Annotated in this window: 14 protein-coding genes; 10 read left to right on the forward strand and 4 right to left on the reverse strand. The window is 67.3% G+C overall.

The genetic code is table 11. The features are described from left to right. Positions 1-3: 3 nt before the first annotated feature. Both KV110_RS13560 and KV110_RS13565 read right to left on the reverse strand, forming a co-directional pair. The gene (locus KV110_RS13560) at positions 4-621 is read right to left on the reverse strand and encodes a TerD family protein (RefSeq protein WP_246634511.1); all 618 of its coding nucleotides are present in this window, start codon (positions 619-621) and stop codon (positions 4-6) included. Positions 622-736: 115 nt separating this feature from the next. Continuing rightward, complete coding sequence (locus KV110_RS13565; RefSeq protein WP_218476389.1) at positions 737-1,960, reverse strand: MFS transporter; 1,224 nt, start codon at positions 1,958-1,960, stop codon at positions 737-739. Between the two features lie 130 nt (positions 1,961-2,090). Between KV110_RS13565 and KV110_RS13570 the strand changes: the two genes are divergently transcribed. Beyond that, complete coding sequence (locus KV110_RS13570; protein WP_218476391.1) at positions 2,091-2,972, forward strand: LysR family transcriptional regulator; 882 nt, start codon at positions 2,091-2,093, stop codon at positions 2,970-2,972. A 5-nt stretch (positions 2,973-2,977) separates the two neighbouring features. Here KV110_RS13570 and KV110_RS13575 read toward each other — a convergent pair whose 3' ends face one another. Continuing rightward, positions 2,978-3,805 (reverse strand): hypothetical protein, encoded by an 828-nt coding sequence (locus KV110_RS13575; RefSeq protein WP_218476392.1) that lies wholly within the window; start codon positions 3,803-3,805, stop codon positions 2,978-2,980. Between the two features lie 45 nt (positions 3,806-3,850). Then, a complete protein-coding gene (locus tag KV110_RS13580) occupies positions 3,851-4,624 on the reverse strand; it encodes a bestrophin-like domain (protein WP_246634512.1) in 774 nt (257 codons plus the stop codon). A 319-nt stretch (positions 4,625-4,943) separates the two neighbouring features. Here KV110_RS13580 and KV110_RS13585 point away from each other — a divergent pair, with 319 nt between their 5' ends. The 9 genes from KV110_RS13585 to ilvD all read left to right on the forward strand — a co-directional run bounded on the left by KV110_RS13585 (position 4,944) and on the right by ilvD (position 13,898). After that, a complete protein-coding gene (locus tag KV110_RS13585; RefSeq protein WP_218476393.1) occupies positions 4,944-5,213 on the forward strand; it encodes a DUF2277 domain-containing protein in 270 nt (89 codons plus the stop codon). Positions 5,214-5,303: 90 nt separating this feature from the next. Next, positions 5,304-5,888, forward strand: coding sequence for a biotin transporter BioY (locus KV110_RS13590; RefSeq protein WP_218476394.1), 585 nt, complete (start codon positions 5,304-5,306; stop codon positions 5,886-5,888). Then, positions 5,881-6,996, forward strand: a complete 1,116-nt coding sequence (locus KV110_RS13595; protein WP_218476395.1) for a class I adenylate-forming enzyme family protein — start codon at positions 5,881-5,883, stop codon at positions 6,994-6,996. The genes KV110_RS13590 and KV110_RS13595 overlap by 8 nt, the downstream gene beginning before the upstream one ends. After that, on the forward strand, positions 6,993-8,120 hold the full coding sequence (locus KV110_RS13600) for a thiolase family protein (RefSeq protein ID WP_218476396.1): 1,128 nt from the start codon (positions 6,993-6,995) through the stop codon (positions 8,118-8,120). The genes KV110_RS13595 and KV110_RS13600 overlap by 4 nt, the downstream gene beginning before the upstream one ends. After that, the gene (locus tag KV110_RS13605; protein WP_218476397.1) at positions 8,117-8,797 is read left to right on the forward strand and encodes an energy-coupling factor ABC transporter ATP-binding protein; all 681 of its coding nucleotides are present in this window, start codon (positions 8,117-8,119) and stop codon (positions 8,795-8,797) included. Before KV110_RS13600 ends, KV110_RS13605 begins: the two co-directional genes overlap by 4 nt. Next, positions 8,794-9,396, forward strand: coding sequence for an energy-coupling factor transporter transmembrane component T family protein (locus tag KV110_RS13610; protein WP_218476398.1), 603 nt, complete (start codon positions 8,794-8,796; stop codon positions 9,394-9,396). Before KV110_RS13605 ends, KV110_RS13610 begins: the two co-directional genes overlap by 4 nt. Further along, a complete protein-coding gene (locus KV110_RS13615) occupies positions 9,389-10,807 on the forward strand; it encodes a class I adenylate-forming enzyme family protein (RefSeq protein WP_218476399.1) in 1,419 nt (472 codons plus the stop codon). The genes KV110_RS13610 and KV110_RS13615 overlap by 8 nt, the downstream gene beginning before the upstream one ends. A gap of 555 nt (positions 10,808-11,362) precedes the next feature. Continuing rightward, positions 11,363-12,130 carry an alpha/beta fold hydrolase gene (locus KV110_RS13620; protein ID WP_218476401.1) on the forward strand — a complete coding sequence of 256 codons (768 nt, stop codon included), beginning with the start codon at positions 11,363-11,365 and terminating at the stop codon, positions 12,128-12,130. 61 nt (positions 12,131-12,191) lie between these two features. Further along, positions 12,192-13,898 (forward strand): dihydroxy-acid dehydratase, encoded by a 1,707-nt coding sequence (ilvD, locus tag KV110_RS13625; protein ID WP_218476403.1) that lies wholly within the window; start codon positions 12,192-12,194, stop codon positions 13,896-13,898. The last annotated feature ends 63 nt before the right edge of the window (positions 13,899-13,961 follow it).

Raw genomic sequence — 13,961 nt, forward strand, 5'->3', positions numbered from 1 at the left:
GCTCTACCGTACGAAGGTCTTCAACTGGGCCACCGCTTCCGCGGGATGCTGCGCCCGGATCCCCTCGCCGATGGCATCGAACTGCCAAACATTGTCCGAGCGCGTCAGTTTGCCCATCACCAGGCCGGTGTACGACCCGCCGCCGGTCAGGTCGTAGCGGGCGATTTCGGCGCCGGATACGCCGTCGACTACCCGGCAGAACGCATTCTCGATCTGCTCGAAAGTCTGCCCCGTGTAGCAGGTCACGATGAAGAACACGGTGGTGACCTCCGGCGTCAATCTGGTCAGATCGACGGTGATGATTTCGTTGTCGCCGTCGCCTTCACCGGTGGTGCTGTCGCCGAGGTGCCGCAGCGAGCCGTCTCTGGAAGTGAGCTGTTCGTGGTAGACGACGTCCACGATGTTGTCGTCGGCGAACAACAGGGCCGCTGCGTTCAGGTCGATGTCCTTGCCACCGCCGAACCATCGGTTCTTGCGGACCGGATCCCAGCCGAGGGCCATGTTGACGTAGTCGAGTCCCACTCCGTTGTCGTCTCGCAACGTCACGAACATGAAATCTCCCCACAGCCGTCCCGCCCGGCCCGCGGTCCGGGCCGGTTCGCCGACCAGACTTTTCGGCACACCTTCCCGTAAAGATGCCGTAAAAATGAACGCGAGGCAAACCGTTACTGTGTATACGCCTGACGCAGGGCGAGGTATGCCGCGATGTCGGCCGCGAGTAGCTCGGCCACGGGAATCATGTTGGCTGACGGTCCCTTCGAAGGAGCGCGAGCAGGGCGGCCGCGACCAGGGCGGCCGCGATGCCGAGGGCGGCGGTCAGCCCGGCGAAGGCGGCACCGCCGACGGCGAGAGTGCCGAGCAGGGTGGTGCCGATGGCGATGCCCGCGTTCATCATCGAGTTGTTCCAGGCGACGACGGACGCGCGCTGGGTCGGGTCGGCCGAGGACAGATATGCCTGCTGGCAGGCGTAGAAGGCGCCACCGAAAACGCACCAGAGGGCCAGTGCCGCCAGCGCGACGATCAGGTGCTGCGTGCTCAACGCCACGGCGGCGCACGGCGCGAATGCCGCGGCGGTGACGACCGAGACCAACACGCCACTCGTCTCGCGCCGCTGCAGCTGATCCAGAATCGTTCCGGCACTTAATGATCCGACCAACGACGCCGCGCCGACGAGCAGTCCGACGAGGCCGAGCGTGCCGAGAGTTAAGCCGAACCGCTTGGCGAAGAGCACTCCGACGAAGGTGTACGCGCCGAGGCGGCCCGCCTGCAGGAACAGGGTCGCGATGAGTCCCAGGCTGATTCGCGGTTGCGCCCAGGGCGCGACCAGCGCCCGGTAGCCGCGCGATGTTCCGGTCGCAGGCAGGTGATCGAGCCGCACGTACAGCACCGCCGACGTCGCGATCATCAGCACGCCCACGGCGAGGAACGGCCACCGCCAACTGGTCGACGAGGCAAGGGCGGCGCCGAGCGGGACGCCGAGGACCTGCCCGAGCGAGTAGACACTCGCCCCGAGCGAGATCACCCGTCCGCGCTGGTGTGGTGGTGTGCGTTCGGCGAGGTAGGCCCACATCGCGGGTGCCGCGATCGCCGCACCGAGGCCGGTAATGCCCCGTCCCGCAACCAACATCGGTAGCGAACCGGCCGCCGCGCAGGCCAGATTGCCCAGCATGAAGACGAGCGAACCCGAGAGGATCGACCACCGCCGCGGGTAGCGGTCGGCGAGGATGCCGAACGGCGGTCCCGCGACGGCATAGACGAGGACGTACGCGGTGACGATGGTGGCCGACGCGGCGACCGACGCGTGCAACGATCGGGCGATATCCGGCAACATCGGTGCGACCAGATACATTTCGGCGCCCATGAGGAAGAACACGGCGTAAAGCAGGCCCCGTTTCCCGAAGAAATCTGATATTTGCCTGGCACGAAGACTTTCGGCTCTGGCGGTAGCGACTGTCGGCATCGGTGCATCTTCTCGCGGTAGCGGATGTGGACTGATCGGTGGTTACAGTCTCGGGCCGCGGAGAACGGCAGGTCCAATACGTATTCGATTCGGCGTTGATAAGCATCTCTTATCTCGTTACGCTGCCCCCGTGGACGACCTGCGGCGAGTGCGCTACTTCCTAGCAGTAGCCGAGCACCGACATTTCGGGCGCGCGGCACAGGCGCTGCACATCACCCAGCCCGCTCTTTCTCAGCAGGTCAAGGCGCTCGAACGGGAACTGGGCGTCGACTTGCTGGCTCGTACGGGCCGGGGCTTCGCGCTGACACCGGCCGGTTTGGCGTTGCACGCAGGTGGCCAGCAACTTCTCTCCTCGGCCGCCGAGTTGGCACGCACCGTCCGTGCTCGCGCCTCCGGTACGGCCGGTGAGTTGAAGGTCGCCTTCACCAGGTCGGGCTCCGACAGCGATATTTCGCAGCGCATCAGGGACTTTCGCAAGGAATTCCCGGACATCGCCGTGTCGGTGATTACCGGATGGACCGCGTGGAATCTCGACCTGCTGGAATCGGGTGAGGTCGATATCGCGTTCGTGCGTGGAAATATCACGCATCCACGCGTGCAGACGCACCTGATCGGGCTTCAGGAAGCCGCGGTGGTGGTCTCGCGGGAGCATCCACTCGCCGAAAGAGCCACCGTCGAAATCGCCGACATCGTCGACGAGCCGATAGTGCTCTGGTCGCGCCGGACAGGTCCGGACTTCTACGACGAACTCGTCGCCCATATCTGGGGCGACGGCGCCCCGAACCTGGTCGCCGAGGAATCCGACGCCGAACAGGTCCTCGACCTGGTCTCCACCGGTACCGGCATCAGCGTGCTGGACCGAAAGCGCGCGACGCGAATCGCGCACGAAAATATCGTCGTCATCCCTTTCGGTACGAATCCGCCCGAAATCGCCATCCGAATCGCCTGGATGCGCGGATCGGACGCCCCCGCCCTCGCCCGTTTCCTCGAATGGTGGCGTTGCGGCGATTGACGGCGTCATCCGGCATGTTTGCGCCTGACGATGGTGATGCCGCGAACCGTGGTGAGGATCGTTATCACCATGATCGTCAGTAGTTGCATGATGTTCCAGGCAATGGGGTCGGCTGTCAGTTCGGCAGCCTCCAGACGCGTCTGCCGAGGCGGCGTCGGCAAGGGCGGAATGTCCGGAATCACCGGCGCGATCGACGGTGCCGGTGGGACGGCCGCGCTGGGAGTCGGCAGGACTGGCACGTCGGGGATCGGCTGGCCGGGAACCGGCGGATCGAGTTGGAGCGGGAGACCCGGCGCGGGCGGCGCGCTGTCGAGCGGCCACAGCAGGCAGACCAGCGCGCTACCGGTGACGGCGCTACCGACGGCGGCGCTGCCAAGCCCGGACGCGCTGGAGCCCAGACCTGCCGACCCCGGACGGAACCCGCTGCCGGTCGCGATGCCGAAGAGGATCAGCGCGCTGCCCACCGCGACGCCGCCGGCGCACGCCGACCGGACGCTGCCGGAGTCGAGTTCCGGCACCTGTTCGGAATCCTCCGCCACGACCTCGGCGGCCTCGTCAGCGAGCGCCGGTGCGGTATGGCCACTGCCTGTGCTGCCTGTGCCGAGGTCGCCATAGTTTTCTGTCGGAATGCTCGGACCGAGATCCAACGAGCTTCCCTCGAACGTGCTTGCGTTCGCGGCGGAGCCCGGCGACGAACTGCCGGTGGCGATCTCGCCGAGGGGTGACCACTCCGGCGGTAACAGATCGGCGGCCGCGACATCGGGCCGTCCGGCGAGCAATGCCGCGACGAGGGGCAGCATCGTTGCGAGGGCGAGTCCTCTGGTGTGCGCCATCCGCGAGCCTCCCATCCGTTGTCGATATCCGGTCTGGGGGAACCGCTAGGTGATGTGCTGGTAGCGGGACAGCGCCAATTCGAAGGCGTCTTTCGAGACGATATTGCCACCGGAGAACGGTCGATCGAGGCCATAGATCGCGACAATCGCCGCGCCGACCACCACCCCGAGCAGGGCCATCATCAGGAGACTGCGCTTGGTCACCGGGACACCGGACAGCAGCGCGCTGAACAACAGCAGGACCGTGGTGAACCACAACGCCGTGTACAGGAAGCCCGGCATGCCGAGTTCCGCGTCCATTGCGCGGTCTTGGCGCGCCTGCGCGACCGTGTCGAGGCCGGCCAATGCGCTGGCTCGCAGGTCGGTGACGTCGGCGTCCGACGATTGGATCGCCATGACGGCATCCCGCAGGGTGTCCAGGGTGGCCTGCGTGGACTGGCTCAGCGTGCCTTCGTCGTCCATCACCGCCCACTCCGTGGTGACGACCTGTTCGGTGTAGTCGCGGACCAGGCCCTGTATCCGGTGGTGTTCGGGATCGGGCATGGCGTGCGCGGCCCAGTAGACGTCGACGAGCGCCTTGGACTCGGCGACGGTGTGGTTGTGCGCGTTGTCGTACTGCTGCCAGCAGATCACCACGACGAACGCGGCCACGGCCATGAAGAGGGTGTTGATCAAGTCGACCACCATGGTGCCCGGCGCGTCCTCCGCCGACTGCCGCCACGATGCCGGGCGCAGCCGATCGCCGACCACCAAGACGACGACCGCCGCGACCGCGACAGCGAGGGGCACGATCAACAGTTGGATCAGCTCATTGGCCATGGCGCGACCTTTCGGGACGGTCGATGGCGGAATAGGTGCAAGCAGGTCGGCAGGCGGCAAAAAGCCAGGCGCAAGATCATTCGAGCGAATGTTTCTACACGACAGCGCATTTCGATCGATATTGATCGTAGGCCGCGGAACCCGTTGGGCGCAGCGGAAATTCGAAGATTGTTCAGTATTATTCGGATGGTTACGACACGTGTTCGATCGGGTCAACTGTGCATAACGTCTCGCGCCGAATTCCGAAAACGCGGACAGCAGGCCGACCGGTGGCTATCTTCCGCGGGCGCGGCGAGTCGTGGCGGATTAGCCTCGAGGTATGTGCCGAAACATCACTGCCCTGCGGGGGCTAGAGCCCGCGGCGACGCCGGAGGAGATCCAGGCCGCCGCGCTGCAGTACGTGCGTAAGGTCGGGGGGCTGTCCAGCATCTCGGCGGCCACTCAGCCGGCGGTCGATGCCGCCGTCGCGGACATCGCGGCGGTCACGACAAGGCTGTTGGCGCAGCTGCCGGAGCGCAGGGTTCCGCCGAAGTCGGTTCCACCGTTGCGCAGGCCCGAGGTGCAGGCTCGGATACACGCCCACGATTAACCGGCATCGGGTCGCCGTGCGCGGGTGAGCCGGGTCCGACCGCCTGCTATCTTGAACGTCGTTCAAGCTGGTAGCGGGAGGAAGTTCGTCGTGGACGGTGTCGAGAACTCTCGGGGGTCGAGGGTCGCCTTTTCGGCGCGGGACATCGCGCAGGTCGCGGTGTTCGCGGCGCTGATCGCGGCGATGGGCCTGCCGGGCGCCATCACGGTCGGCTTCAGTGGCGTGCCGATCACGGTGCAGACACTCGGCGTCATCCTGGCCGGTGCGGTGCTCGGGGAGCGCAAGGGCACCGCCGCGGTAGTGGTCTTCCTGGCGCTGACGATGATCGGTTTGCCGCTGCTGTCGGGTGGTCGGACCGGACTGACGGCAATGGCGGGACCGAGCGCCGGATATCTCGTCGGGTGGGTGCCTGCCGCGCTGGTCATCGGCTTGCTGACCGCCCGGATCCTGCCGAAGTACCCGCTGGTGCTCGGTCTGCTGATCAACGCGCTCGGCGGGATCCTGGTGATCTACCTGTTCGGCACCATCGGGCTGCTGCTACGCACCGATCTCGACTTCCGGCATGCGGTCACCACCAACTTCGCGTTCATCCCCGGTGACTTGGCGAAGGTTGTCGTCGCGTCGGTCGTTGCCAAGGGCGTGCACCGGGCGTACCCCGGACTGATTCGTGCGTAGTCCCGGACTCGGTGGCTCGGGCGATCGGCCTGCCATCGAATTCGACGGCCGCACTTACACTTACGCTGAACTCGAGCGTGCCGTCGAGCAATGGATCGAACGGGAGAGCGCGCCGGTCTACGACGCGTCGGCACTGTCGGTCCCGGACGCGCTGATCTGCGTCTGCGCCGCGGCGCGCCGTGGTGTCCCGGTGATCGTCGAGAATCCCGACGCACGCCCCGACCGCGTGAGCATTCCGCCGTCGGCGTTTCTGCTGGTGACGACGTCGGGCTCCACCGGCCGCCCGCGACCCCTGGCGCGCACGGCAGCGTCCTGGTTCGCCAGCTTCCCCGCGTTCACCAGCATCACCGGCGTCGAACCCACGGACCGGGTGCTGATCACCGGTCCCTTACACGCGACGATGCACCTGTTCGGTGCGTTGCACGCGCTGTGGCGCGGCGCATGCGTCACCGACGATCCGTCGCGGGCCACCGTGGTTCACGCGGTACCGGCGGTGCTTCGTGAAGTGGTGCGCAAAGCGCCGAAGTTGCGGACGGCGATCGTCGCCGGAATCGCCCTGGACGACGGTGCGCGAGCGGCCGCGGACGGCATCGAGATCATCGAGTACTACGGGTCTGCCGAGGTTTCGCTCGTCGCCGCCCGCCGGGTGCCCGAGCCGCTGCGCCTGCTGGACGGTGTCGATGCCGACATTCGTGACGGGCTGCTCTACGTCCGGACCCCGTACCGCGTGCTCGGTGCGCCCGAATGGTTCGGCGTCGGCGATATCGCGGAACTCGGTGCGAACCGCGAGCTCACGGTCCGCGGTAGGGGCACGTCCGCGATCAATGTCGGCGGCACCACGGTGGTGGCCGAGGATGTCGAGCGCGTTCTGGAGACGCTCGACGGCGTCGCCGCGGTGGCGGTAATCGGCTCTCCACACGCGGTGTTCGGCGAAATCGTCACGGCCGCAGTACAACTCGATGGCGTCGAGATCGACGCGGTCCGTGCGCAGGCGCGCCGAGTGCTGATGAAGGAAGCCATGCCCCGTCGCTGGGTGCCGCTGCCGACGCTGCCGAAGACCGCCAGCGGGAAGGTGGCCAGAGGTCAGCTGAAAGACTTGCTGGCATGAACCCGGTCCCCGTACTGGTCGCGCCGCGTCGAACGCCGATCGGCAACGCCGAGCACGGATTCGCCGAGCTGACGACGACCGACCTGGCGGCCCCGGTGCTGCGCGAGGTGCTGTCGTCGCTGCGCGGTGCGGGCGTTACCGCCGAAGTGGATGATGTCGTGCTCGGCAACTGCCTCGGGCCGGGTGGCGATCCGGCGCGGATCGCGGCGCTGCGGGCCGGTCTCGGCGTGCAGGTGCCCGGCGTCACCGTCGATCGTCAGTGCGGGTCCGGCCTCGACGCGGTGATGCAGGCGGCAGTGCGGGTGCGCAGCGGCGCCGACGAACTCATCCTGGCGGGCGGCGTCGAGTCGGCGAGCACCGCGCCGTGGCGGTTCTGGCCGCCGGTCGCGGACGCCGAGCCGGTCCGCTATACCCGCGCTCCCTTTGCGCCGCAAGGCTTTCCCGATCCCGACATGGGCGTGGCGGCCGACGATCTCGCGCGCGCTCGTGGCATCAGCCGGGAGCGGCAGGACGCGTATGCCGCGCGTTCGCACACCCTCGCCGCGGCCGCCGATTTCTCGGCGGAGATCGTACCGATCGGCGAGGTGCGCCGCGACGAACGGATCCGCGTCGGCATGACCGAGGCGCGGCTTGCCCGGCTGCGCCCCAGTTTCGGCGCCGACGGCACGGCGACGGCGGGCAACTCGTGCGGCATCTCGGATGGGGCGGCGGTGCTGGCGGTGACCAGCGAGTCGCTGGCCGCGGGGCTGCCCGCGTTACGGATAGTCGGCGCCGCGGTGGCCGGATCAGATCCGGCGTACCCAGGCCTCGGGCCGGTGCCCGCGATACGGAAACTGTTGCGGCGAACCGGAGTTGATCTCGCCGAGATCGGCATCATCGAGATCACCGAGGCCTTCGCGTCCGTCGTGCTCGCGGTGTCGGACGAACTGGGGCTCGACGATGCCAAGCTGTGCCCGCAGGGTGGCGCCATCGCCATGGGGCATCCCTGGGGTGCGTCGGGCGCTATCTTGTTGGTGCGGTTGGCAAGTCAGATGCTGCGCGAAGGCGGACCGGCACTCGGGCTGGCGGCCTGTGCCATCGGCGGCGGGCAAGGGATTGCCATGCTCGTGGAGCGTATCGCGTGAGTGAGATCGTCTTTTCTTCGGTCAGTCACCGTTTCGGGGATCGAAAAGTATTGCGCGGCATCGACCTCCGTATTTCCGAACGCCGCGTCGGCATCATCGGGGCCAATGGTTCCGGCAAATCGACCTTGGCGCGCATGATCAACGGACTGCTGGCGCCGACGTCGGGCACCGTCACGGTGGACGGCGTTGACGCGGCGCGCAAGGGTGCGCAGGTGCGGCGCAAGGTCGGGTTCGTATTCACTGATCCCGACACCCAGATCGTCATGCCCACGGTCGCGGAGGATCTGGCCTTCTCGCTGCGCCGGACCGGACTGAGCAAGCAGGAGGTCGCGGCGCGGGTCGAGGAGATGCTGGTTCGGTTCCGGCTCGACGAGCACGCCGACCATCCCTCACATCTGTTGTCCGGTGGGCAGAAACAACTGCTCGCCATCGGCGCGGTCCTGATCCGCAAACCCGAGGTGGTCATCGCCGACGAGCCGACGACCCTGCTGGACCTGCGCAACGCCCGCGTGGTCGCCGACGCGCTGGACGCGCTGGACCAGCAGGTGATCGTCGTGACGCATCAGCTGGCGCTGCTGGACGGTTTCGAGCGGGTCATCGTCATCGACGACGGTCTGGTGGTGTTCGACGGCACCCCGGCCGCCGCCGTCCCGGCCTACCGGGAACTGGTCGAATGATCGGGCTGTACCGCCCGGGGGACTCGTTGCTGCACCGGCTGCCCGCCGGGGCGAAGCTGTTGCTACTCATCGTATCGATCGTGGCGGCAACGGTGTTCGTGCACAGCCCGATTCAGGTCGGTATCATCGGCGTGCTGGTGGCCGGACTGTTCGCGCTGGCCCGCATTCCGGTGAAAGTCGCTGTGGCGCAACTGCGTCCGGTGGTGTGGATGTTGCTGATCATCGCCGTGTTCCAGGTGCTGATCACCTCGCCCGCACGGGCGGTCGTCGTGTGCGGCGTGCTACTGATTTCGGTGGCGCTGGCGGCGCTGGTCACGCTGACCACCCGGGTGACGGATCTGCTCGATACCGTGACGCGTGCGCTCGGACCGCTGCGCAAGCTCGGCGTCGATCCGGATCGGGTCGGCCTCGTGCTGGCGCTGGCGATCCGGTGCGTTCCGTTGCTGGCCGGGATCGTGCACGAGGTCGGCGAGGCGCGCCGGGCCCGCGGCTTGCAGTGGTCGATGACGGCGTTGGCGACGCCGGTGCTGGTGCGGGCGTTGCGCACCGCGGACGCGATGGGGGACGCCCTCGCCGCGAGAGGAGTGGACGATGAGTGAGCTGCTTGCCGAGCGCATTGCCCGGCGCGCTGCCGAATATCCGGCGTCGACTGCTGTGGTGTCCGGTCGCGAGCGCGTCGCCTATGGCGAGTTCTGGTCGCGCGTCACCCGCGTCGCGGCCGGTATCGACGGCATGAATCGCGTTGCGGTGCTGCCCACCTCGGATGTCGAATCGCTGGTCGTGGTGACGGCGGCCGCGTACGCCGGTGTGAGTGTTGTGCTGCTGCACCGGCATCTGTTGCCGAATCAGCTGACCAGGGTGCTCCAGCTCGCCGAGCCCGGTGCCGTCGTGGCTTCGGCGCAGCAACACCGCCGCTTGGCGAAAATGGGTTTCGACGGGCCCATCCAGACGGCGGGCACGCTGGCATCGGCGGGCACGGCGGGCCGGGCGGGTCCGGACACCGAGTTGCTGGTCGGCATCACCTCCGGCACCACCGGTGAGCCAAAACTATTCGTGCGCAACCAGCGATCGTGGGCGACCACGCTGGATCGCTCCGACGCCACCTTCGATATCGGCTGTCGCGATCTCGTCTCGGTGCCCGGTGTCCTCGATCACACGCATTTCCTGTACGGCGGATTGCACGCGCTGACGCGCGGGGCGACGGTGGATCTGCGTCCGGTCGTGCAATCGCTGAAAGACGGTGCGACACATCTGTATTCGGTGCCGACGATCGCCTGGGACGTGGTTCGGTCGGGTGCCGGTCCGTTCGGCAGTGTCCGTGAGGTTTTGTCCTCGGCGGCCCGGTGGCCGCGCACGGGAAGGCAAGCGCTGCAGGAAGTTCTGCCGAACGCGTCGCTCGTGCATTTCTATGGGGCGTCGGAATTGAGTTTCGTGTCCTTCGATCGGGGACTCGGCGACACCGACCAGAATTCGGTGGGTGAACTGTTCGACGGCGTCGAAGCGGATATCCGGGACGGCCTGGTTTTCGTGCGAAGCGACATGCTCTTCGACGGCTATCTCACCGAGCACGGCTTGGCCGACGGTCCGGTCGACGGCTGGATGTCGGTGGGGGACCGTGGCGCGGTGGTCGGAAATCGACTGCGGCTCTTCGGCCGTGCCAGTGAAATGCTGATCCGGGCGGGGCTCAATGTGGAACCCGCCGCCGTCGAAGCCGCACTCACCGCGATACCGGGAATCGCGGAGGCCGCCTGCATCGGCGTCCCCGACCCACGGATGGGCGAGGCGCCCGCCGCCGCGATCGTGGTGGACGACGACGCGCCGAGCGCCGAGGACATCTGGCGGCACCTGCGGGTGACGCTGCCGAGCCCGAGCATGCCGGTGCAGGTTCTCACGCTGGCGAGCCTGCCGCGCACGCCGCGGGGAAAGCTCGATCGCCAGGCCCTCGCCGAAGCTTTTGCCGCCCATCGGGGAGAAGGGCTACCCACCGAAGTCGCAGGGGTGCCGAAATAGTTGACGTACCCGCCGGAAAGGCGGAGGCGGGCTTGCCCCGTGTCCGCGCAACACGGGGCAAGCACCGGAAACTCAGAGCCCTCCGAGCAGGAGGTGCAGAACGCTTCCGACAACTTCGATCAAACCGGCGAGCAAACCCATTGTTCTCTCCTCAGATCTCGATCTCGTTCTCGAAGAAGGACTTTCCATTCTTCGAAACGGAGCTTACCGGGATCGTTATTTCCACCTGGTTACATATTGTCACGGCAAAGTTTCCAGCTAAAAGTAGCGACCGGTATGTTTTCCGACGTGAAACTTATTGGCGCAGAGCGGATTTGGTGGGCTAGGGCAGGGATTAATAGCTACCCATTTGCCGATCCGGAAATGGCTGAGCACTAAGCGCGACCGCCTACCGTCGTGAATTGTTATAGCAATAGCGCATATTCAATAATCTCGTTCAGCCCATCGGATAGGCATTGGGCGGATCGCCGAGGTCGGTATATGCCAAGACCTGAGCGCCCGCAGATCGGTACTCTCGTCCAGGAGTTCGGCCAGCCAGTGGACAAGGAGTAACGGGTGCCCATCGCACGGAGCAACGGACACAAGATCGCGTATGAGGTATTCGGGGACGGACCGCCGCTGGTGCTGCACCCGGGCATGTTCCAGATCGGCGCGCACTGGACCGAAGCCGGTTACACCGCACCCTTGGCCGAGACCCACACGGTGATCGTGCTGGACCCGCTCGGCCTGGGAGCCAGTGACGCGCCGCATGATCCGGCGGCCTACGCCCTGCCGCGCCGGGCCGAATACATCACCGCCGTGCTCGACGAGGTCGGTGCCGACCGGGCGGCGTACTGGGGCTACTCGCTGGGCGCGTTGACCGGCTACGCCGTGGCCGTGCACGCCCCCGAGCGCCTCACCCGACTGGTCGCAGGCGCCTTCGACCCCATCGAGGGGTACCGCTCCGCCACCACCCTGATGCTCGAACACCTCGGCCTCCCCGCCGACGCGGATCTGTACCCCATGATCGAACAGGGCTCGATCGCTGCCATCCCGGCGCTGGCCGCGGTGATCGAGGCCGCGGACCCGGCCGCCCTGCGCGCCAACTACGCGGCGTTCTCCACCGAGCCGGGTCTGCACGCCCAGCTGGCCGACTCGGACGTCCCGATGCTCATGTACGCGGGCACGGGCGACCTCTGGTACGACGCGGTGCGAACCTTCGCCGAACGCACCGGCACCCCCTTCTTCTCCCTCCCCGACAACGACCACGTCACGACCTGGGACTGCGCCGCCGACGTACTTCCCCACGTCCTACCGTTCCTCGCCGCCGCCCATTCCGCCTGACCACCGGCCAATGGCTGGTCGGTGGCGTGTCGCCGATCGGACCGGAGGATGATGAGCAACCGTGCCCAACGATTCGAACGTCCCTGACATCAAGCCCCGCAGCCGCGACGTCACCGACGGCCTCGAGAAGACCGCCGCCCGCGGCATGCTCCGGGCGGTCGGCATGGGGGACGCCGACTGGGAGAAGCCCCAGATCGGCGTGGCCTCCTCCTGGAACGAGATCACGCCGTGCAATCTCTCCCTCGCCCGGCTCGCCACGGCGAGCAAAGAGGGTGTGTTCGCGGCCGGTGGTTTCCCCATGCAGTTCGGCACCATCTCGGTGTCCGACGGCATCTCGATGGGCCACGAGGGCATGCACTTCTCGCTGGTGTCGCGCGAGGTGATCGCGGACAGTGTCGAGACGGTGATGCAGGCCGAACGGCTCGACGGTTCGGTGCTGCTCGCGGGCTGCGACAAGTCGCTGCCCGGCATGCTGATGGCGGCCGCCCGGCTGGATCTGGCGAGTGTGTTCCTGTACGCGGGTTCGATCTTGCCCGGTATCGCGAAGCTCGCCGACGGCACCGAGCGCGAGGTGACGATCATCGACGCTTTCGAGGCGGTCGGCGCGTGCTCGCGCGGACTGATGAGCCGCGAGGACGTGGACGCCATCGAACGGGCCATCTGTCCCGGCGAGGGTGCGTGCGGCGGGATGTACACCGCTAACACCATGGCCAGCGCCGCCGAGGCGATGGGCATGTCGCTGCCGGGCAGCGCGGCGCCGCCCGCGACCGATCGCCGCCGCGACGGCTATGCCAGGCGCAGCGGCGAGGCGGTGGTCGAACTGCTCCGGCGCGGGATCACCACCTCGGACATCTTGACCAAGGAAGCATTCGAGAACGCCATCGCCGTCGTGATGGCCTTCGGCGGCTCCACCAACGCGGTGCTGCACCTGCTGGCGATCGCGCACGAGGCGAATGTCGACCTGAAGCTGGCCGATTTCGCGCGAATCGGCCGCCGGGTACCCCACCTCGCCGACGTCAAGCCCTTCGGTCGGCATGTGATGACGGATGTGGACCGGGTCGGCGGCGTGCCGGTGATGATGAAGGCGCTGCTCGATGCCGGTCTGCTGCACGGGGATTGCCTGACCGTGACCGGACGGACCGTTGCGGAGAACCTGGCCGAGATCGCGCCGCCGGACCCCGACGGCAAGGTGGTGCGGGTGCTGACATCGCCGATCCATCCGACCGGCGGCATCACCATCCTCGAAGGTTCGCTCGCGCCCGGCGGCGCCGTGGTCAAGTCGGCGGGCTTCGACTCCGACGTATTCACTGGCACGGCAAGGGTTTTCGACCGGGAGCGCGCCGCGATGGACGCGCTCGAGGACGGCACGATCGGCGCGGGCGATGTGGTGGTCATCCGCTACGAAGGTCCCAAGGGCGGTCCGGGGATGCGCGAAATGCTCGCCATCACCGCCGCGATCAAGGGCGCGGGCTTGGGCAAGGACGTGCTGCTGCTCACCGACGGACGATTCTCCGGCGGCACCACCGGCCTGTGCGTAGGCCATGTCGCGCCGGAAGCGGTCGACGGCGGCCCGATCGCCTTCGTCCGCGACGGCGACCAGATCCGCCTCGACGTCGGCGCCGGCACCCTCGACCTCTTGATCGACCCCGACGAACTCACCCGCCGCGCCGAGGGCTGGAAGCCGTTGCCGCCCCGCTACACCCGCGGCGTACTCGCCAAGTATTCGAAGCTCGTCGGCTCCGCGTCCTACGGAGCCGTGTGCGGCTGAGCCGCTCGAGCGGCGTATTGCGAAGCCTGAAAGCCGGTGCGGGGTAACTGATCGGCCCGTCCG

Origin of the sequence: Nocardia iowensis (genome assembly GCF_019222765.1) — a bacterium.
Classification (GTDB): domain Bacteria; phylum Actinomycetota; class Actinomycetes; order Mycobacteriales; family Mycobacteriaceae; genus Nocardia; species Nocardia iowensis.